This window comes from Photobacterium lucens (genome assembly GCF_009873615.1).
Taxonomy (GTDB): Bacteria; Pseudomonadota; Gammaproteobacteria; order Enterobacterales; family Vibrionaceae; genus Photobacterium; species Photobacterium lucens.
Genome location: NZ_SSMG01000083.1, coordinates 54,506 through 75,759, shown reverse-complemented (window position 1 = coordinate 75,759; position 21,254 = coordinate 54,506). Strand labels below are relative to the sequence as shown.

Here is a 21,254-nt window from a genome sequence, read left to right as displayed (position 1 = left end):
TGAAAAAGGTACAACCGAGCTCATTAATGATTTTGGACAGTAAAAATGAACCATTCTTGGTATATTTTTACTAAATCAAGTTAAGTTAATTACATCATTTAAATTTGGAGAAAAGCTATGCGCCATCCTGTGGTTATGGGTAACTGGAAGCTAAACGGTAGCAAGGAAATGGTCTCTGGCCTTATCAAAGGTCTTGATGCAGCACTTAACGGTGTTGAAGGTGTTGATGTAGCAATCGCTCCACCAGTAATGTACTTGGATCTAGCAGAGCAGCTACTAAGCAAAGCTAACAGCAAAATCATCCTAGGCTCACAAAACGTTGATCTACACAACAACGGTGCATTCACAGGTGATATCTCTCCTGCAATGCTTAAAGAATTCGGTGCTAGCCACATCATCATCGGTCACTCTGAGCGTCGTGAATACCACAACGAATCAGACGAGTTCGTAGCTAAGAAATTCGCATTCCTAAAAGAAAACGGCCTAACACCTGTACTATGTATCGGTGAGTCAGAAGCACAAAACGAAGCAGGCGAAACTGTTGCTGTATGTGCTCGTCAAATCGACGCTGTTATCAATACTCAAGGTGTTGAAGCACTAAACGGTGCAATCATCGCTTACGAACCAATCTGGGCTATCGGTACTGGTAAAGCAGCAACTGCTGATGATGCACAACGCATCCACGCTGCTATCCGTGCTCACATCGCTGAGAAGAGCGAAGAAGTAGCGAAGAACGTTGTTATCCAATACGGCGGTTCTGTTAAGCCTGAAAACGCAGCTGCATACTTCGCACAACCAGACATCGACGGTGCTCTAGTTGGTGGCGCAGCACTTGATGCTGAAAGCTTCGCAGCTATCGCTAAAGCAGCTGCTGAAGCGAAAAACTAATCATTCTTTTTGATTAGCCTAAGAGGTCACCTACGGGTGGCCTTTTTGTTTTACCGCCAAATAAATCCTATCCATTGCTGATTTTCAGGCAATAAAAAAGGCCGATAATCATCGACCTTTTCTTTTTTATCACACAGTAGGTGCGTCTATTAGAACAGCTTCTCAGCTAATTCGTATAGATCGTTACGTACTGGGCGACGCATATTTTCAATCGCATCAATGATGTCGTGGTGAACCAGTTTTTCACACTGAATACCCACACAACGACCACCTTCACCTTGCTGAAGAAGCTCTACTGCGTATGCTCCCATGCGAGATGCTAGTACGCGGTCAAACGCTGTTGGTTGACCACCACGTTGAATGTGACCAAGTACTGTTGCACGAGTCTCACGACCCGTTTCTTTTTCAATGTACTTAGCAAGTTCATTCACGTCAGTCATCAGCTCAGTGATCGCGATAATTGCGTGTTTCTTACCTTTAGCAATACCTTCGTGGATATGCTTCAGTAGTTTTTCTTTATCTAGGCCAGTTTCAGGTGTGATGATGTACTCACAACCACCAGCAATCGCAGACATTAGCGTTAGATCACCACAGTGGCGGCCCATCACTTCTACGATAGAGATACGTTGGTGTGAAGATGATGTATCACGTAAACGGTCGATCGCATCGATAACTGTGTTCATTGCAGTCATGTAACCGATAGTGTAATCAGTACCTGCAACGTCATTATCGATAGTGCCAGGAAGACCGATACATGGGTAACCCATCTCAGTTAACTTCTTCGCACCCATGTATGAACCGTCACCACCAATTACTACTAACGCGTCAATGCCGTGCAGTTTTAGGTTCTCAATCGCTTTTTCACGAACTTCCACTTCACGGAATTCAGGAAAACGCGCAGAGCCTAGGAATGTACCGCCTTTGTTGATCACATCAGATACACTTTTACGATCTAGCTTTTCGATACAGTTGTTATAAAGACCTTGGTAGCCATCATAAATACCGTAAACTTCTAGACCTTCAGTCAACGCTGCACGAACTACGCCGCGAACCGCTGCATTCATACCAGGTGCGTCACCACCACTGGTCAAAACACCAATCTTCTTAATCATGGTTACCCTCTGACTTTGGGAATTGAAAAATCAAATCCGACACGATATACCGAGGTTCCCCAACTCGATACTACAACCATTTTAGGTTGTACGTGTAAAAACTGAAACTTTCCTACTTATGTAGGAGTATTACAATTTTGATAAAAAATTTTGTTGATTCATATCACGCAAGGCTGGGATTCCAACAAGCTTATTTTTACACACAAACTAACGTTATCTCTTTCATTTTCAACTGACATTACTACATTATCAGTCCGTTTTTATTCGTGTACTTGCTGATCCAAATGCCTATGCTGTGTTCAATATCACGCAGTATAGCCGTTTTATGGTGACAATTAATAACAAAACCTACGAGAAAATACGATCGTCATGATGATTTTTTTATGAAAGCATGATCACTTGCGCTGAAAATCAAAAAAAACCATAACAGATGTTATGGCTTTTTTATTTTATATATTGAAATCAAATACTCAGTGCGCTTTTTTCTCAAGCTTCATAAAGTGTTTTTCAGCTTGCTGTTGTTTTAATTCAGCAAATTTCACTTTTTGTGCAGGAGTTAAAATATTCAGCATTTGGTGGCGTTGTTTTAATCGCTCAACACGATGCTCAGCTTGTTTTTCAGACATTCGCTCAACCAGTTGACGTACTGCTTGCTCATCAAAATTATCCGCCAATACTAATTTTTCTAGTGCTTTATGATCTGCCTGCATTTCACTGCGATTGGCTAGGCGCTCTGTTTTCATCGTTTCACGATTGTGCTCACGCAGTGCCTTCATTTCAGACTTTTGTGCATCAGTTAGCTCTAACTGTTTAAAAAGACTACGCTCACCATGATGCCCTTTCATTTCATGAGAGCCCGGTGCGGCAAATGCTGACATTGAACCTAACACCATTGGTACTGCAATCGCCATCATCATTGTTTTCTTGAACATCTTCATGCTTATCTCTCCAGCTATTAGGGTGCGGCAAGCTATGCCGTTTGCTTGGTAGTAATCATAACGGCTAGCAAGTAAAGCGCTGTCGAGTAAACGTAAAGCTAAGTAAAGCTATTACAGGGAAACTTGGCGTTAAGGCTGACATTAGCGATACTAGCCTCATTATCTAATCTGCATTTCTATCTCTCATAGGATGACACATGGCGAAAATTTTACTGGTCGATGATGACGTTGAACTCACCGCATTATTAAAAGATATCTTAGAGTTAGAAGGCTTTGACGTGGTTGAAGCCAATAATGGTCAACAAGGATTAGAAAAGGTTGATAGCAGCATCGATCTCATTTTGCTTGATGTCATGATGCCAGTGATGAACGGTACTGAAATGCTCCGCCGCCTGCGAGAATCCCACACCACCCCAGTTATGATGCTCACAGCTAAAGGAGATGAAATTGATCGCGTACTAGGGTTAGAGCTCGGTGCTGATGATTATCTGCCTAAACCGTTCAGTGATCGTGAACTATTGGCACGTATGCGTGCAGTACTGCGTCGTACCCAAGGTAATAATGATAAAGCAGCCAATAAAGCGGATAAGTTAACCTATCAAGACATTGTTATTTATCCCGGTCGACAAGAAGTGTTTTGCCATGATCAAGCGATTGAAATGACAGGCACAGAGCTTGCGCTGCTGAGCTATTTTGTTCAACACCCAGGGCAAATTGTCGCTAAAGAAACCTTAAGCTTAGAAGTGCTTGGGAAACGCCTAGCCCAGTTTGATCGCGCTATCGATATGCATGTTTCTAATATTCGAAAGAAACTTCCTGAGCGTCTAGACGGCAAACCGAGGATCAAGACACTACGTGGTAAAGGTTACTTATTGGTAGAGGAAGCCTAATGAAATTTCCGGGGATCACCAGTTTATACGGCCGTATCTTTGCTATCTTTTGGTTCACATTATTTGTGGTCGTAGTAACAATTGTATTGTTGTTTCAACTCGACCCTCGTAGCGGGCAAGCGATCCCCGAGCCACACTTAAAGCGGTTGGAAAACACCGCCGCTAATGTTTCTCAAGCGCTTACCTATCCACGTCATGAAAATTTTAAACGCTTGTCTTTTGATCAGAAAATCCGCCGTTTAACCAAACGTCGAGATAACCATGATGATCAAATCTACTTCACCACGATTGATGGCGATATCATCGCACCACAAAAACACACCAAAGCGTTGCGTAACTTTATTACGGTATCAGATGATCCCGCCTCACCTAAACAGCGCCTTTATGGTCGCTGGATGATGGCAGGTCCTTTTGCTATCAACACCCCCAACGGTGATATCTATATGTATAACGGCACCGTGTGGCGAGGTGCACCACCGTTTATCATTCAAATATTAGATAAACCCTTTAAATTACTGCTGGTTACCATGCTGGTCAGCACCCCATTTTTATTATGGCTAGCATGGGCTGTCACCCGTCCAGCCAGACGGTTACAAGATGCCGCAGAGCGTGTCGCACAAGGGGAATTTACCGCTGATCCTAACTTAGAAACCGGACCTCGCGAATTCAAACAAGCCGGTGCGAGCTTTAATCAAATGGTTGGGGCATTAAATACCATGATCAGTGGGCAACAGCGTTTACTGTCTGATATCTCCCATGAGCTTCGCTCTCCTCTTACTCGCTTACGCATGGCAACAGCACTTGCCCAACGCAAGCAAGGGAGTAGTAAAGAATTAAGCCGGATCGATACCGAAGCTGAACGGCTAGAAACCATGATTGGTGAGTTATTAGAGCTCTCGCGTATGCAGGTAAATAGCCATCAACAAAACGAGCAACTTGATTGCCATACGTTATGGTATGAAATGCTAGAGGATGCGAAATTTGAAGCTGAGCAATGCCACAAAACCTTGCGTTATAACACGCTGCAAGATTGGCCTATCACAGGTAATCCAAACCTATTAATAAGTGCTCTTGAGAACGTTATTCGTAACGCGATCAAATATGGCAATAACATCATTGAGCTCCATTTTTCAGTGCAGCAGCACCTGCTCACCATTACCATTGACGATAATGGTGAAGGCGTACCTGAAGCGGAATTAGAGGATATTTTCCGCCCCTTTTATCGCGTTTCCACTGCCCGCGATCGTGATAGTGGCGGTACAGGGTTAGGGCTTGCCATTACAGAAAGCGCTATCCGCCAGCATCGCGGTACCATTGAAGCAAAACAAAGTCCGCTAGGCGGATTAAATATCACGATTACGCTGCCGTTATGTCGTTAAGTTAGATAAAACAGGCTTGATTTTTACCTTTACGTTTCGCCTGATACATTGCCATATCTGCTTGGTGCATCAGCTCTTCAAGTGTGATTTCACCATTGAAGCAACACCCACCAATGCTTGAGTGGATATGAATATATGTATCAGGTGCTACTTCAAAAGGGCAGCCTAACAGTTGTTGCAACGAAGCCGCATATTGCTCGGGGCTCTCTAAATGTTTCGCTGAAGATAGCAACACCGCAAATTCATCCCCACCTAAACGCGCCAACAATGCCTGTTTGCCAAACACTTTACGCATTATCGATGCCATGTGGATCAGCACCTTATCTCCAGTCGCATGACCATATTGATCATTGATTGGCTTAAAATCATCTAAATCGATATAGAGCAAACACGCTGATTTTTCATCATGCATACAGCTTTCAAGCATCAAATTGGCTTGGTTTACAAAGGCCATGCGATTAACAAGCTCAGTTAAACCATCATGATGCGCTAGCACATTGATCCGTTGGTTATTGATATGCTCTTTTAATTGATAACGGGAAAACCAATAAGATAAAACTAAACTCAAAATAATCGCGATATACACCAAGGTTTGATGATGTTCGATCGCCTTAATAAAGTCACCGCGTTTATCAAAAGCAACAAAAGAAATTAGCTTCCACGCCGTCGAATTATTTTCCGTTACATGATATTCCTGAAAACAGTAAGGATTAACCCGCCCAACCGCCCCCACAGATTCAATGGTCATCACGCCTTTCGACGTCTCTATTTGCCCCGACTGCATTGCTTGGATTTGTACTTCCAATTCAGGGAACTGCTGATAAATCGTTTGATCCTTTTTACCAGCAAACATAAAGGCAAATTCTTTTTCAGGGTATAAGTTGTTGTACAGAAAATATCCATCACTGTTGACTAACATATAGTTAGTCCCACTATTAAGATTGAATAAACCTAGCCCTTCCATTAAATACTTGGCTAAATAATTGATGATCACAATCCCTTGTTTATTACCCTTTTTATCAAATACCGGAGCAGATAAACGGATCATCGGTTTATAAGGCACTTCGATAGCACCATGTTCAATATTTAAATCCAGTGGTGAGATGTAAATACCCTTATGCTGCAATTTAGCGGCTTCTTTAAAATAATAGCGATGCCTTTTCTGCTGCAGTCCATTCGGCGGCACAATCAAAGCTCGACCATCGTTAAAATTGACGCGAACGACTTCATTACCCTCTAAATCGAGATAACGCATTTGATCGTAGATCTCTTTTCGTTGACTGACCGATTTTAATGCATCTGAAAAACGGGCAAGTAATAACGCCTTTTCAGCCTTATTTTCCAATGCCATCACCCGAAATATTTCATGGTTAATCGCAATATCGGAAAGCAACGCGGTTTCTCTCACCACAGAGCCTATAACCACTTGAATATAGTTTTTCTTACCTACCAATAATGCTTTTTGCTGCACTTGAATATTGCTTTTACGTCGCTCAAGATCAGATTGTGAATCGAAATAAAAAATCGATATAAACACCGTCAACAATAATAAAAATATCAACGTAAAGCGGACAAAGAAAAACTTATATTCAGCAATAGTCAGATTTTTCATAGCAAGCAAGGTAATTACACATAAGCAAAAAAAGGCTGCTGAGTATGCCTAATAGCGATACAAAAATCACAACAATTAATTTTATCGTTATTAACAATAACCTTTATTATTCTCAGTTTGCTTGTTCGAGCTGTGCTTGTCACAATGCACTATCTTTTGCGTTAATGAAGCGATGAGCTATGTTTGATATTGCGTTATATGAACCAGAAATTGCCCCAAATACTGGCAATATTATTCGTCTAAGTGCCAACTGTGGCGCAAACTTGCACTTAATTGAGCCATTAGGTTTTGATCTTGATGAAAAGAAAGTGCGTCGTGCCGGATTGGACTACCATGATTTAGCCCATGTCCATCGCCATAAAGACTTCGCCGCTTTCATGGAAGCAATGCAAGGTCGTCGTATTTTTGCCTGCACGACAAAAACCACCAACTTCCATACTAACGCAAAGTTCGAACAAGGTGATGTGCTGCTATTCGGTCCTGAAACCCGTGGTTTGCCTGCTGAGTTCATTGCCAGCCTTCCGCTTGAACAGCGCTTACGTATTCCGATGCAACCTGATAGTCGTAGCCTTAATTTATCAAATGCAGTGGCTATCATCTCATTTGAAGCATGGCGTCAAATGGGCTTTAACGGCGCGGTATAAAAACAAAAACGGCGATCAAATGATCGCCGTTTTCAAATCTTGTGTTTAAAATAATATCGTTAAATACCATCACCTTGCGTGAAGGTTTGGGATGAGCCATTAAATTGCTGATCCATATCCATTGATGGCTTATCAGTACTTGGTCGACCCACCACTTTTGCTGGAATACCTGCAACAGTGGTATGCGCAGGCACTGGATTTAATACCACAGAGCAAGAACCAATTTTCGCCCCTTCGCCCACTTCAATATTACCCAGCACTTTCGCACCAGCACCAATCATCACACCTTCACGAATTTTCGGGTGACGATCACCGCCTTCTTTACCAGTACCACCCAGCGTCACGTCTTGCAAAATCGAGACATCGTTTTCAACCACGGCAGTTTCGCCGATCACAATTCCCGTTGCATGGTCAAACATGATCCCTCGACCGATTTTCGCTGCCGGATGCACATCCACCTGACACGCGACTGAGATTTGGTTTTGTAGATACACAGCTAATGCTTTTCGATCTTGTTTCCACAACCAGTTTGCAACACGGTAGCCCTGTAGCGCATGGCAACCTTTTAAATACAGCAGTGGAATAGAATACATTTCAATCGCCGGATCGCGCTCAACGACAGCACGAATATCACAAGAAGCCGCTTCAACAATATTGCAATCACTGGCAAAGGCTTCTTCAATCACTTCTCGCACAGCCATCGCTGGCATTGATGGTGTGGCTAATTTGTTGGCTAAGATATAACTCAATGCAGAGGCTAAATCATCATGCTTAATAATGGTGGCGTGATAAAAACTCGCCAGCATAGGTTCATGCTCTGACTGCTCGCGTGCTTCCTGCTTGATCGCTTGCCAAAGCTGGTGTTGTTGACATTGCTTCACGTCACCCTCTGCTACTTAATGTATTCTATTTATAACTATACTTAATTGGTCAGGTATTACTTTAACCTGATTGCAAAAAAAAACAACGCGAGCCGAGGCTCGCGTTATTGAAACAGTAGATAATAAGGCACTTACCTTTGATATCTTGCTGTTATTCGTATTTTTTCTCGCGTGCTAACAATTCTTTAGCCGCTTCACGGGCATCTTTACCTTGATAAAGAACTTGGTAAATTTGCTCCGTGATTGGCATCTCAACACCGTTACGTTTCGCTAATTGCCAAACTTCTTTGGTATTACGATACCCTTCAACAACTTGACCAATATCTTGCTGTGCTTGCTCAACGCTTTTACCAGCACCTAATGCTAAACCAAATCGACGGTTACGTGATTGGTTATCTGTACATGTCAGCACAAGATCGCCAAGGCCAGCCATGCCCATAAAAGTTTCAGGCTGTGCTCCTAAGGCGGCACCAAGACGGCACATTTCAGCAAGACCACGAGTAATTAACGCTGTACGCGCATTCGCACCAAAGCCAATACCGTCAGACATACCCGCACCAATGGCGATAACGTTTTTCACTGCGCCACCTAATTGCATACCGATAAAGTCATTGTTGCTATACACCCTAAAGGTTTTATCACAATGAATTTTTTCTTGAAGATCGGCAACAAATTCAGCATCAGGAGAGGCAACTGAAATCGCAGTTGGTAAACCCGCAGCCAACTCTTGCGCAAATGTTGGCCCTGATAACACCGCAAGCGGCACATCACTGCCTAACGCATCAACCGCAACATCTTTCAGTAAACGTCCAGTTTCAGGTTCAAGCCCTTTGGTTGCCCAACAGATACGAGAATCAGAACGTAGGAACGGTTTAACTTGCGATAACACCATGCCAAAAACATGACTTGGTACTACAACAAGGATGTCACGACTGCCTTCCACTGCATCTTGTAAGTTTGACGTTACAATCAATGAATCAGGGAAGCGCACACCAGGAAGAAACGCTTCATTGGCACGATCAATTTCCAACTGTGCCATGTGCTCAGGCTCATGGCCCCACAAAATGACGTTTGCGCCATTTCGAGATAGTGCAATCGCCAGTGCGGTACCGTAAGATCCTGCACCCAGCACGGCCATTGAAATCGTATTATTCGCGTTCTTAGTCATAATTGTTACTTTGCTTATTAAGCTTCTGCGTTTGCTTCAGCTTGGTTTTGTAGGTAGTTCATGAACAACGCATCAAAGTTAACTGGTGCTAGGTTCAATTGTGGGAACGTACCTTTAACCACTAGGCTTGAGATAGTTTCACGAGCGTATGGGAATAGGATGTTTGGACAGAATGCACCTAGGCAATGTGCTAGTTGTGGCGCTTCCATACCTGCAACAGTGAAAATACCACCTTGTTGTACTTCACATAGGAATGCATTTTCTTCTGCGTTCTTAACTGTCACAGTTAGACGAAGCACAACTTCGTAAACACCTTCAGCTAGTTCACGGCTTTGAGTATCAAGATCTAATTTCACATCTGGGTTCCATTCTTTTTGGAACATGTCAGGTGAGTTTGGCGCTTCAAAAGAAACGTCTTTTAGGAAGATACGTTGAATTTGGAAGTTTTGTTGTGCTTCTGTATTTGCTGCTTCAGCCATTTCCGGAGTCCTTTTTTATACTCGTCAATACGAGATTGAATACGCCAGCCATCGTGCTAACCACAGGCTGTATTAAATAAATAGCGGCAGCGTGTTTACCCTACCGCAAAATATGTGCGACTTACTTTTTACCTTTGCTTTTTACTAGCGGTAAATTCGCTTCGTTCCATGCAATTAAGCCATCTTTTAGAACGTTAACGTTAGTAAAGCCTGCTTTGCTTAGGTCATCTGCCGCTGTTTGTGCAGTTTGACCTGTCTTACATACCACTATAATTGGGGCTGATTTATGTTTTTCAAGCTCACCAAGGTTTTGTTCTTTAATTTGGCTTGGTAAAGCGTGAAGTGAGCCCGCAATATGACCTTTACGGTATTCATCACGAGAGCGAATATCAACAAATACACCCTCTTCACGGTTTACTAATACTGTCGCATCATTAATGCCAATGACTTTGTAAGTTGCTGTTTTTTCTTTCACCATTGAACCAATGATGGCAACAACTAAACCCACCCACACTAAAGATAAAATCGGATTACTTGTAAAAAAATCAATATATTGTTGCATTTGCTTCGCTCTGCTTCATGGCTGACTCGCAACCAAGATTAACGGGATTTTTAAAAGATTTTGAGTATACCGTTGTTACCTGTCATGTACAGCACACGGTATTGATTCCGCGCTTCAACTCACTTGTTGACGTAAATAAGTCAGCGCACGCCTCAGTATAAAAGCTAATCACAGCCTTACCTATTAATGAAATAGAAAAAAACTGTGATCTAGGACTTACACTCGAGACAATAAATGCATATATTTTGTCGAATAGGTCACAATACGTCCGACGCTTAGTTTGATCTTCTCCTACAGTTTCTCATCAATTCTGTAGTAAAATTACGTCAAGGGATATTGCAATTACCTTAAAGCTGCCTATTCAATAGACGTTTAAGGCAATTGATATAGATTTATTTTATTCGAAGAGGGACAGGACATGTCTGCGAAGAAACCACTTGCACTTGTTATTCTAGATGGTTGGGGCTACCGCGAAGATAATGCGGATAACGCTATTGCTAACGCTAATACGCCAATAATGGATGAGCTATTAGCTCATAGTCCTAATACCCTAATTTCAGCTTCAGGTATCGATGTTGGCCTACCAGATGGTCAAATGGGTAACTCTGAAGTAGGTCACACCAACATTGGTGCTGGTCGTGTGGTATACCAAGATCTTACTCGTATCACTAAAGCGATCAGCGACGGTGAATTCTTCGAAAACGCGGCACTGGTTTCTGCTATCGATAAAGCAGTAAACGCAGGTAAAGCGGTTCATATCTTAGGTCTTCTATCTCCAGGTGGCGTACACAGCCACGAAGATCACATTGCTGCAGCCATTGAAATGGCAGCACAACGTGGTGCAGAGAAGATCTACCTTCACGCATTCCTAGATGGTCGTGATACTCCACCTCGTAGCGCGAAAAATTCACTAGTTCGTTTCAATGAGCTATTTGAAAAACTAGGTAAAGGTCGTACTGCTTCTCTTATCGGTCGTTACTACGCTATGGACCGCGATAACAACTGGGATCGCGTTGAACAAGCTTACAACCTACTAACTGCAGCTAAAGCTGAATACACAGTAGCAAACGCGGTTGACGGTCTAGCTGCAGCTTATGAGCGTGACGAAAACGATGAATTCGTTAAAGCAACAGAAATCCGTGCTGAAGGCCAAGAAGCAGCAATCATGGAAGATGGCGACAGCGTTATTTTCATGAACTACCGTGCTGACCGTGCTCGTGAAATCACCCGTGCATTCGAGCCAAGCTTCACTGCATTTGAGCGTGCACAGTTCCCTCAACTATCTGATTTCGTAATGCTAACGCAATACGCTGCAGACATTGAGCTAACAACAGCATTCCCACCTGCAAGCCTAGATAACACGCTAGGTGAGTGGCTATCGAAGAAAGGCAAAAAGCAGCTACGTATCTCTGAAACAGAGAAATACGCACACGTTACTTTCTTCTTCAACGGTGGTGTTGAAAATGAGTTTGACGGTGAATCACGCCAGCTTGTTGCTTCACCAAAAGTAGCAACTTACGATCTACAGCCTGAAATGAGCGCACCAGAGCTAACTGAAAAGCTTGTTGCAGCAATCAAAGGCGGTGAATTTGACATGATCATCTGTAACTACCCTAACGGTGATATGGTTGGTCACACTGGTGTTTACGATGCAGCAGTAAAAGCTTGTGAAGCACTAGATACTTGCCTAGGTAAAGTAGTAGCGGCAATCAAAGAAGCTGACGGTCAACTATTAATCACGGCTGACCACGGTAACGCAGAAATGATGGTTGATCCGGCAACTGGCGGTATCCACACTGCGCACACTAACCTACCAGTACCACTGATTTACGTAGGTGGTAAAGACTTAGAGCTTAAGTCTGGTGGTAAGCTGTCAGATCTTGCACCAACGATGCTTTCACTAACAGATATGGAAATCCCTACAGAGATGTCTGGTCAGGTGCTATACAATCTGAAATAATTATCTCCATGCGAGATATGATTAGAAAACATCTAAACAAAAAAATCCGCGCCAGTGCATTATGCACTGGCGCTTTACTATGCATGGCATTTGCCGTTCCATGTGCAGCGTCCAGTCAAAACCAGCTCGACGGCGTAAAACAGGAAATCTCACGTCAAAAAAGTCAACTGGCAAGCAAGCAAAAGAAATTCGATGGCTTGCAACAAGAGTTAAAACAACACGAACTGAACATTGCCAAAGCAGCAAATAATATTCATGCGACTAACAATCAATTAGCCACCATTAAGCGTTCGATTGATAAATTAAACAAGGAACAAGCAGCACTAGAGCAAAAGCAACAGCAACAAAAGGCGGTTGTCGCTTCCCTACTCAATGCTCAGTATCGTCAAGGCCAAGACAGTGATATCGCCAGCCTCCTTAGCGGTGAAGATTCAACTCGTCTTGATCGCATGACCACCTATGCAGAGCACATCAGTAAAGCCCGTGTCGAAGCCATTGACGCCCTCGATGCCACGCAAACTGAAATTCAAATGAAAGTGCATGAGCTTAAAGAGCAAAAAACAGAGCAACAACAAGCACTCAATACGCTTAAACAGCAAAAACAAACGCTCGATCAACAACAGCAATCACGCCAGCAAACGCTGACAACGATCAAAAAGCAGATCGCCAGTGATAATGAAGATCTTGCTGAGCTACAAGCCAACGAAAAACGCATGATTGCGGCAATTGCCAAAGCCAAAGCAGAAGCAGAGCGCCGTGCCCGTGAAGAAGCGGCACGTATTGCCCGTGAAAAAGCAGCAGCAGAAGCGCGAATTAAAGCGGCGAAAGAAGCCAAAGCGCGCGCAGCAGCAGAAGCTGAAGCCCGTGAGATTGATCGTCAATATGCAAGCCAAAATGCACGTGTGCCGATGGATGGCCTTGCTCGTCATAAAGGCAAGCTTTACTGGCCAGTGAAAGGGCCTATCCTGCATAACTATGGCTCATTACAGCGTGGTCAGTTGCATTGGAAAGGCATGGTATTTAGTAAGCCACTCGGCAGTCAGGTTCGAGCAATATACTCAGGTCGGATCATCTTTGCTGATTGGCTACGAGGCTACGGTTTGATGATCGGTATCGATCACGGTAAAGGTGACATGAGTTTCTATGGCTACAACCAAACCCTACTGAAAAAAGTCGGTGATACGGTTCAAGCCGGTGAGCCTATTGCCCTTGTGGGTGACAGTGGTGGTCAGGAGCAGCCTAGCCTCTACTTTGAAATCCGCCGTAAAGGTCAGCCAATCAATCCAAAACCTTGGCTGAACTAAGCGCAATATCAACATAAACAAAAAAGGTTGGCGATATCACTATCCCAACCTTTTTTATTAACAGTTATTTTCGGGCAACCTTAACGGTCTGCTTGCTGCTCTTTTTGCTTATAGTACTGCTTTAGTCCTTCAACACGTTCACGTCCCATTGGTGTCGCTAACGGCCTCACAATATTCAATATTTGGATCACGCCTTTATAAATCACGGTTGGCGTAATTTTCGCACCAACAACCTGCGTGGTTTGATAACTGATCCAACTCGATGCCACCATCAATAAAGTATCGGCTAAGGTTTTTAGATCGTCATCGTCAATATCAACCAGACCACCTTCTTTTAAGCTCTGCATCAACACCGCAATATTACTGCGTAACTGTACCTGTGCAGCAAGGTACTTCTGTTGCAACTCGGGATCACGACGTAAGATGTCAGGCAAATTGGCGTAAAAGAAGCGATAACGCCACATCAGCAAAAACATCGCATCTAAGTAACTCAACAAGCTTTCTGTACTTTCTGCTTCACTACGAGGTTGAAAACTCACTTGCAAATCCGTTGCATACAAATCGAAAATGCTATGAATAATTTGCTCTTTATTGCGAAAGTGATAGTAAAGGTTACCCGGACTTATCGCTAAATCAGCAGCAATATGGTTGGTTGTTACGTTTGGCTCACCATTGTCGTTAAATAACGCTAATGCCGCATGAATAATTCTGTCTCGGGTTTTCATTTCATTGACTTCCTTCGCCCTTCTGCTGCATATAATGTTATCATAAGTTAACGTTTTTTTGGCTTGTCGCTCTATAACTACAAGCCGTTATTTCATCAATGAAGGATTTCTCCCATGATAATTGTGACTGGCGGCGCCGGCATGATCGGCAGCAACATCGTAAAAGCCCTCAACGAGCAAGGTCGTAACGATATTTTAGTGGTGGATAACCTCAAAGACGGTACTAAATTTGCCAACCTTGTCGATTTAGATATTGCTGATTACATGGATAAAGAAGACTTCATCACCCAAATTATGGCGGGTGATGAGTTTGGTCACATTGATGCCATCTTCCATGAAGGTGCTTGCTCTGCAACCACTGAGTGGGACGGTAAATACATGATGCTAAACAACTATGAATACTCAAAAGAGCTATTACATTATTGTTTAGAGCGTGAAATTCCATTCTTATACGCCTCTTCTGCCGCAACCTATGGTGGCCGAGATCATGACTTCATTGAAGAAAAGCCTTATGAAGGTGCGCTAAACGTCTACGGTTACTCAAAACAGCAATTTGATAACTACGTACGCCGCATTTGGCAAGATGCTGAAACACATGGCGAGAAACTCTCTCAGATCACTGGTTTCCGTTACTTCAATGTTTATGGTCCTCGTGAGCAACACAAAGGCAGCATGGCTTCTGTCGCTTTCCATCTCAACAGCCAAATCAACGCTGGCGATAACCCTAAACTGTTTGAAGGCTCAGAGGGCTTCAAACGTGATTTCGTCTATGTTGGTGACGTTTGCAAAATGAACTTGTGGTTCCTAGAAAATGGCGTATCAGGCATTTTTAACTGCGGTACAGGCAACGCAGAGTCTTTCCAAGCTGTCGCTGATGCTGTCGTAAAATTCCACGGTAAAGGTAAGGTAGAATCTGTTCCGTTCCCTGAGCACTTAAAAGGGCGCTACCAAGCTTATACACAAGCCGATCTCACCAAAGTACGTGCAGCAGGTTACCCTGAACCGTTTAAATCAGTAGCCGAAGGCGTTGCTGAATACATGGCTATTTTAAATAAATAATAACGATATGATTGATAACCATTACGACAAACAAGCCTATAACCCACAGTTTGAGTGGTCGTTTTTACATCCTAAATACTGGAGAACGTGGTTTGCAGTATTGCTGGCATCATTTTTTTGCTTATTGCCACATAAGGTACGTCACGCTATTGCTAGTACCTTTGCTAAACAAGCGATCAAGCTTAATAGTAAAGCGAATCACCGCGCACGTGTAAATTTGCAAATGTGCTTTCCAGAAAAAACAGAGGCTGAGCGTGAAGCTATTTTGCTGCAAAGCATCACCACTGCAGGTACGTTTTTACTGGGCTTTGCCTCATTAAGTGTGCGCAGCAAATTCTGGTTAGAAAACAATACTGTGATCCGTGGAATGGAGAACCTCACCACACTGACCGATCAACAGCAAAGTGTGATCTTATTGGTTCCGCATACGTGGGCAATTGATATTCCAGCAGTACTGCTCGCATCACGTGGTTTGCCAGTATCTGCCATGGCGAAAAAGCAGAAAAACCCGGTCTCAGACTGGTTGATGCATCGTCAACGCGTGCAATACGGTGGTCGTGTTTATGAACGAAGCGGTGGCATTAAACCATTTATCAAATCAATTCGTGAGGGCTACTTAGGTTATTACCTACCCGATGAAGATCTTGGCCCAGAGCACAGTGTATTTGTTGATTTCTTCGGTACAACTAAAGCAACGATGTCCGGTCTTGGCCGACTGTCTAAACTCAGCCGTTCAAAGATTGTTCCACTGTTTGCGATGTACAACAGCGAGACGGGCAAATATGAATTAGATTTTTACCCCGCTCTGCCTTTTCCTAGTGAAACAGAAGAGCAAGATGCCCGCATGATGAACGAATGTATTGAGCAATACGTTGGTGAACGTCCAGAACAATATATGTGGATTCTGCGTTTATTGAAAACACGTCCGAATAGTGATGAAAATCCATATCAGGTAAAAAAATAAAATGACTCTTCCTCGCTTTTTAAATCGTGAAATAATCATAAGCTTGCTCGTCGCAAGCTTTCCTATTTTGTGCCTTGCATATGGTAAAGGCTATAACTTACCTCCCATTTTATTATTAGTAGCTGCGCTTGGTTTTTGTTGGCAATTCAAAAACGTTAACTATACAAAACAGGTAAAATGGATATTAGGTAGCTTTAGTATTTACTTTCTCACCTATTTAGCCTCGACACTTTATTACGGTGGTAGCTTTTCTGAAATCGATATGCCTAGTCGTTTTGTATTAGTACTACCTATATTTCTATTACTACTACTATATCCACCGAAAGTTAATATCTTGACTTCAGGTTTTATCATCGGTTCGATCATTGCGGGTATTGTAGCAATGATTCACATTTATGATTTTAAAACAGGCAGAGCCTTTAGTGATTTATACAAAAGTATTCACCCATCATTAAAAGGCTATATGCCTATTCAGTCTGGTAATATGGCGATGACATTGGGATTAATCAGTCTCACCATTAGTCTCTATTATCTAGACCAAAAATCATGGTGGAAATTTACGCTCAGCTTAATTGCAGCACTTTTAGGTATCTATGCCAGTTTTCTTTCAGGAAGTCGTGGCGGGTGGATATTTTTACCTATTGCTATCACTTATTTAGCCTTCAGCAATCGTCAATTGATTTCTAAAAAAATAGCTATAGTCAGCATTATTGTTCTTGGAATTGCCGTGTTTTCTCTTAGCCAGAATACGGAAATAAAAACACGTTTAAATGAAGCTACCCAAGAGATTGTGCAGTATCACAAAGGCCACGATGAAACCTCTTCTTTAGGTGCTCGGTTTGAACTTTGGAAAAGCGCTATTTACACCACAGAACAGCACCCTATTATTGGTGCTGGTTACCAAGGTCGAGAAACTCTAAGAGAGAAATGGGCACATGAAGGCCTGGTGAATGCACAAGTGATTAAAAACTTTTTAGATTCACACTCCCATAATCAATTCTTAGAAGATTTATCTGTCCGTGGTGTTATTGGACTAACTGCACTACTCGCTATTTTTATTATTCCTCTAAGTATCTTTGTAAAAAACCATCGTATTGCAAACTCATCTCAACAGAAAATGATCAACCAATGCGGTGCTATCAGTGTGATCATGATGGTAGGTTACTGTTTGTCGCAGGCTATGTTCCGTCATAATTCGGGAATGATTTTCTATTCACTAATGACAGTCATTCTTCTAGCTACAAGCATTTCAATGAGAGAGAAACAATCATGAGAATACTCATATTAAGTTCTTATTTAGATGCTTGGAACAGCGTTAGACCCGAAGCCGAAATGTGTATCGAAATGGTCAAGCAAGGCCATGACGTCACTATTATCACCCAAGGTGATGCACCTTATGTCGAGCGCTTTCGTGAAGCAGGTATTACGGTTATTGATTGCTACCCAAGTCGTAAAATTTGCTTTAAAACCATCAAGACCATTCGTCATGAACTGCGTCAACACCATTATGATGTGGTGTATGCGCTAAATTCCAAAACTATTCCGAATGCAGCATTTGCTTGTATTGGTTTCCCTGATACAAAACTTATCAGCTACCGTGGCACGGTTGGCGGTATTTATCGTCATGATCCTTCATCGTATTTAACGCATCTTCATCCTCGCGTGAATGGGATTTCTTGTGTCGCAGAAGCGGTTACAGAATCCGTGAGAAGCGTTGTTAAGTTAGCACCTGAAAAAGTCCAAACCATTTATAAAGGTCACGACTTAGCTTGGTATCAAGCAGATGCTCTGCCGCGAGAGCAACTAGGCTTAACCGATGATGATATTATTGTTACCTGTGTTGCCAACGCACGTAAATCCAAAGGCGTTCATGTTCTACTAGATGCGGCTAAGCAATTAGCCGATATCGACAATCTGCATCTGGTACTTGTAGGCCGTGATATGGATACGGAAGAGAATGACCAATTGGCAACAGCGAGTGGTATGCAAGATCGTATTCACTTTTTAGGTTATCGTTCTGATGTGCCTGAAATCATGGCGACATCCGATATCCAAGTACAACCATCAATTAGCGGTGAAGGTCTCCCTAAAACCATTATTGAAGCGATGGCGATGGCAAAACCGTCGGTTGTGACGACCACTGGTGGCAGTAAAGAGCTGGTAGAAGAAGGTAAAACTGGATTTGTGGTTGAAACCAATGATCCTCAAGCATTAGCTGATAAAATTAAGCTATTAGCGCACTCAAAAGAAACCCGAATTGAAATGGGAAAAAATGCACAACAACGCTTACAAACACATTTTTCAATTCAAGAAACAACCAAGCAACAGCTGAACTTCTTTCAAAACGTATAAATCAACGGTTGTAATGTGAAAATATTAATTATTGGCCCATCTTGGGTTGGCGACATGGTGATGTCGCAATGCCTTTATACCGAGCTTAAAAAGCTTCACCCTGAAGCCATCATAGATGTCATGGCACCGGGCTGGTGTAAGCCTGTACTTGAACGTATGCCGGAAATCAATCAAGCGATTGAAATGCCGCTTGGACATGGCGATCTCAATCTATTTGCTCGCTACCAATTAGGTAAAATTCTGCGTGATGACAACTATGATCATGCGTATGTTTTACCTAACTCTGCCAAATCCGCATTAGTACCGCTGTTTGCAAAAATCCCAGTTCGTACCGGCTGGAAAGGCGAAATGCGTTATGGCTTACTCAATGATCTACGCAACAACAAAAAAGCATTCAATTTGATGATTGAGCGTTATATTGCGCTGGCCCATCCGGCAAATGAAATGACAGGCTCTGGCTGTTTAACAGACATGCCATATCCTAAGCTCACCATTGATGCCACTGCACAAAATGATGCGTTAACTAAGTTCGGTTTAAACCGAGAAAGAACGGTAATTGGCTTATGTCCCGGTGCTGAATTTGGTCCAGCAAAACGCTGGCCTGAGCAACATTTTGCCAAAGCGGCAGAAATGCTAATTGAGCAAGGACACCAAGTATGGTTATTTGGCTCCGCCAAAGATCGTGAAGTGACTGATAAAATCAAAGCGAGCCTGCCGCAAGAAATGCAAGCGCATTGCCAAAATTTAGCGGGTAATACGTCTTTAATTGAGGCTATTGATTTGCTGGCAGCCTGTACAACCGTCGTTAGTAATGACTCGGGCCTAATGCACATTTCAGCTGCTGTTGGCTGTAATATCGTAGCATTATACGGTTCAACATCACCGGGTTATACGCCACCATTGGCAGAGCATGTTGAAGTCTTGCATACCGATATCAGCTGTCGTCCGTGCTTTAAACGCGAGTGCCCATTAGGTCATTTGAAGTGTTTAACCGAGCTGACTCCCGATTTAGTGGTTAATGCGATCAATAAGTTACAACAAGCGTAAGTGAATATGTTACTTAGAATCGTTTACACCCTACTGCTTGCTTTCGTTTCCCCGTTACTTCTGTTTGGGCTATACAAACACAAGCCGGGGAAGCCTCGTTTTGGCGAACGTTGGAAAGAGCATTTTGGTTTTACGCCAGCCATTAATGGTAAAAGTCCTATTTGGATCCATGCCGCATCGGTTGGAGAATCTATTGCGATCACCCCTCTTATCAAAGCGCTAAAAGAGCAATATCCAACACAAGCCATCGTGGTTACGACCACCACCAGCACAGGTGCAGAGCAAATAGCTAAGTTAGGCGATTTGGTCGAGCACCGCTACATGCCAATTGATTTTGCTTGGTGTGTACAAGGTTTTCTAAACGCAGTAAACCCCAAGCTGATGTTGATTGTTGAAAAAGAGCTATGGCTCAACACGCTAGCAACCGTTAAAAAACAGCACATTCCAATTGTGATCACCAATGCTCGCTTATCTGAGCGCTCGGCAAAGCGTTACCAATCAGCGACATTTTTTACCAAGCCTCTGCTCAAAAACGTTGATAGCATTCTTTGTCTTCATCAGGACGATGCACAACGTTTTATCGATATTGGTGCGACCAAAGAGAAGGTTACGGTAACTGGATCGATTAAATACGATCTTACTATCGCACCTACGGTTTTCGAGCATGCGACACAACTGCGATCTCAACTAGGTCAAACGCGCCCAGTGTTGATCGCAGCGAGCACTCATAAAGGTGAAGATGAGCAAGTCTTTAGTGCGTTTAAAACCATATTGCAGCACAACGAAAATGCATTACTCATCATCGTTCCTCGCCACCCTGAACGCTTCAATGATGTTGAAATAATGGCGAAAGAGCAGTTTCAGTTATCCGTTCATCGCCGTACAGATAAAGAGCCATTTTCACCACAGAGCCAAGTCTATTTGGCCGATACTATGGGTGAAATGCTCTTACTGTTGGCTAGCAGTGATGTAACGTTTATGGGAGGCAGTTTGATCGGAGATAAAGTCGGTGGACATAACCTGCTCGAACCTGCAGCCGTAGGAAAACCTGCTATAACAGGCCCTAGCTACTACAACTTTATAGATATTACAGAGCAATTACTTCAAGCGAATGCCATTGAGCTCTGCCAAGATAGCACTGAGTTAGCCAAGCAAGTGATAGCCCTATTTAATAACCCAGAACGTCAGCAAGTGATGGGAGAAAACGGTAAAAAAGTGGTAGAACAAAATCAAGGCGCTGTACAACGTACCATTGATAGTATTACCAACTACCTACATTAAATACGTAGC

20 protein-coding genes are annotated in these 21,254 nt (G+C 42.9%); 12 read left to right on the top strand and 8 right to left on the bottom strand.

Features of this window, described 5'->3' with window-relative positions; all coding sequences use genetic code 11:
- The first annotated feature begins 117 nt into the window (after nucleotides 1–117).
- Complete coding sequence (gene tpiA, locus E5A76_RS04805) at nucleotides 118–888, top strand: triose-phosphate isomerase (protein ID WP_008988154.1); 771 nt, start codon at nucleotides 118–120, stop codon at nucleotides 886–888.
- Between the two features lie 149 nt (nucleotides 889–1,037).
- Here tpiA and pfkA read toward each other — a convergent pair whose 3' ends face one another.
- Nucleotides 1,038–2,000 (bottom strand): 6-phosphofructokinase, encoded by a 963-nt coding sequence (gene pfkA, locus E5A76_RS04800; RefSeq protein ID WP_053987473.1) that lies wholly within the window; start codon nucleotides 1,998–2,000, stop codon nucleotides 1,038–1,040.
- Nucleotides 2,001–2,470: 470 nt separating this feature from the next.
- Nucleotides 2,471–2,938, bottom strand: a complete 468-nt coding sequence (locus E5A76_RS04795; protein WP_053987472.1) for a CpxP family protein — start codon at nucleotides 2,936–2,938, stop codon at nucleotides 2,471–2,473.
- Nucleotides 2,939–3,135: 197 nt separating this feature from the next.
- Between E5A76_RS04795 and E5A76_RS04790 the strand changes: the two genes are divergently transcribed.
- Nucleotides 3,136–3,828, top strand: coding sequence for a response regulator (locus E5A76_RS04790; RefSeq protein WP_023933819.1), 693 nt, complete (start codon nucleotides 3,136–3,138; stop codon nucleotides 3,826–3,828).
- Complete coding sequence (cpxA, locus tag E5A76_RS04785) at nucleotides 3,828–5,207, top strand: envelope stress sensor histidine kinase CpxA (protein WP_161118249.1); 1,380 nt, start codon at nucleotides 3,828–3,830, stop codon at nucleotides 5,205–5,207. The genes E5A76_RS04790 and cpxA overlap by 1 nt, the downstream gene beginning before the upstream one ends.
- A gap of 1 nt (nucleotide 5,208) precedes the next feature.
- Here the strand turns inward: cpxA and E5A76_RS04780 are convergent, their stop codons facing one another.
- Nucleotides 5,209–6,819 carry a sensor domain-containing diguanylate cyclase gene (locus tag E5A76_RS04780; protein ID WP_161118248.1) on the bottom strand — a complete coding sequence of 537 codons (1,611 nt, stop codon included), beginning with the start codon at nucleotides 6,817–6,819 and terminating at the stop codon, nucleotides 5,209–5,211.
- A gap of 179 nt (nucleotides 6,820–6,998) precedes the next feature.
- Here E5A76_RS04780 and E5A76_RS04775 point away from each other — a divergent pair, with 179 nt between their 5' ends.
- On the top strand, nucleotides 6,999–7,463 hold the full coding sequence (locus E5A76_RS04775; RefSeq protein WP_008988160.1) for a tRNA (cytidine(34)-2'-O)-methyltransferase: 465 nt from the start codon (nucleotides 6,999–7,001) through the stop codon (nucleotides 7,461–7,463).
- Between the two features lie 59 nt (nucleotides 7,464–7,522).
- Here the strand turns inward: E5A76_RS04775 and cysE are convergent, their stop codons facing one another.
- The 4 genes from cysE to E5A76_RS04755 form a co-directional block, all read right to left on the bottom strand.
- Nucleotides 7,523–8,344 carry a serine O-acetyltransferase gene (gene cysE, locus E5A76_RS04770; protein ID WP_008988161.1) on the bottom strand — a complete coding sequence of 274 codons (822 nt, stop codon included), beginning with the start codon at nucleotides 8,342–8,344 and terminating at the stop codon, nucleotides 7,523–7,525.
- 151 nt (nucleotides 8,345–8,495) lie between these two features.
- Complete coding sequence (gene gpsA / locus E5A76_RS04765) at nucleotides 8,496–9,512, bottom strand: NAD(P)H-dependent glycerol-3-phosphate dehydrogenase (protein WP_008988162.1); 1,017 nt, start codon at nucleotides 9,510–9,512, stop codon at nucleotides 8,496–8,498.
- Between the two features lie 17 nt (nucleotides 9,513–9,529).
- Nucleotides 9,530–9,991 carry a protein-export chaperone SecB gene (secB, locus tag E5A76_RS04760; protein ID WP_053987468.1) on the bottom strand — a complete coding sequence of 154 codons (462 nt, stop codon included), beginning with the start codon at nucleotides 9,989–9,991 and terminating at the stop codon, nucleotides 9,530–9,532.
- A 121-nt stretch (nucleotides 9,992–10,112) separates the two neighbouring features.
- Nucleotides 10,113–10,553 carry a rhodanese-like domain-containing protein gene (locus E5A76_RS04755; RefSeq protein ID WP_107166700.1) on the bottom strand — a complete coding sequence of 147 codons (441 nt, stop codon included), beginning with the start codon at nucleotides 10,551–10,553 and terminating at the stop codon, nucleotides 10,113–10,115.
- A 418-nt stretch (nucleotides 10,554–10,971) separates the two neighbouring features.
- On the opposite strand from E5A76_RS04755, the gene gpmM reads away from it, so the two are divergent.
- Complete coding sequence (gpmM, locus tag E5A76_RS04750) at nucleotides 10,972–12,513, top strand: 2,3-bisphosphoglycerate-independent phosphoglycerate mutase (protein ID WP_161118247.1); 1,542 nt, start codon at nucleotides 10,972–10,974, stop codon at nucleotides 12,511–12,513.
- A gap of 8 nt (nucleotides 12,514–12,521) precedes the next feature.
- On the top strand, nucleotides 12,522–13,817 hold the full coding sequence (envC, locus tag E5A76_RS04745; protein WP_161118246.1) for a murein hydrolase activator EnvC: 1,296 nt from the start codon (nucleotides 12,522–12,524) through the stop codon (nucleotides 13,815–13,817).
- Between the two features lie 80 nt (nucleotides 13,818–13,897).
- On the opposite strand, the gene E5A76_RS04740 is transcribed toward envC, so the two are convergent.
- Nucleotides 13,898–14,542, bottom strand: coding sequence for a TetR/AcrR family transcriptional regulator (locus tag E5A76_RS04740; RefSeq protein ID WP_053987464.1), 645 nt, complete (start codon nucleotides 14,540–14,542; stop codon nucleotides 13,898–13,900).
- Between the two features lie 114 nt (nucleotides 14,543–14,656).
- Here E5A76_RS04740 and rfaD point away from each other — a divergent pair, with 114 nt between their 5' ends.
- The 6 genes from rfaD to waaA are packed head-to-tail and all read left to right on the top strand — an operon-like array spanning nucleotide 14,657 to nucleotide 21,245.
- Entirely contained in the window at nucleotides 14,657–15,601 is a 945-nt protein-coding gene (gene rfaD / locus E5A76_RS04735) for an ADP-glyceromanno-heptose 6-epimerase (RefSeq protein ID WP_161118245.1), read from the top strand.
- Nucleotides 15,602–15,608: 7 nt separating this feature from the next.
- A complete protein-coding gene (gene lpxM / locus E5A76_RS04730) occupies nucleotides 15,609–16,565 on the top strand; it encodes a lauroyl-Kdo(2)-lipid IV(A) myristoyltransferase (protein WP_161118244.1) in 957 nt (318 codons plus the stop codon).
- A 1-nt stretch (nucleotide 16,566) separates the two neighbouring features.
- Entirely contained in the window at nucleotides 16,567–17,838 is a 1,272-nt protein-coding gene (locus E5A76_RS04725; protein ID WP_161118243.1) for an O-antigen ligase family protein, read from the top strand.
- A complete protein-coding gene (locus tag E5A76_RS04720) occupies nucleotides 17,835–18,917 on the top strand; it encodes a glycosyltransferase family 4 protein (protein ID WP_161118242.1) in 1,083 nt (360 codons plus the stop codon). The genes E5A76_RS04725 and E5A76_RS04720 overlap by 4 nt, the downstream gene beginning before the upstream one ends.
- A gap of 15 nt (nucleotides 18,918–18,932) precedes the next feature.
- Nucleotides 18,933–19,964, top strand: a complete 1,032-nt coding sequence (waaF, locus tag E5A76_RS04715; RefSeq protein ID WP_161118241.1) for a lipopolysaccharide heptosyltransferase II — start codon at nucleotides 18,933–18,935, stop codon at nucleotides 19,962–19,964.
- Nucleotides 19,965–19,970: 6 nt separating this feature from the next.
- Nucleotides 19,971–21,245 (top strand): lipid IV(A) 3-deoxy-D-manno-octulosonic acid transferase, encoded by a 1,275-nt coding sequence (waaA, locus tag E5A76_RS04710; protein WP_161118240.1) that lies wholly within the window; start codon nucleotides 19,971–19,973, stop codon nucleotides 21,243–21,245.
- Nucleotides 21,246–21,254: the final 9 nt, after the last annotated feature.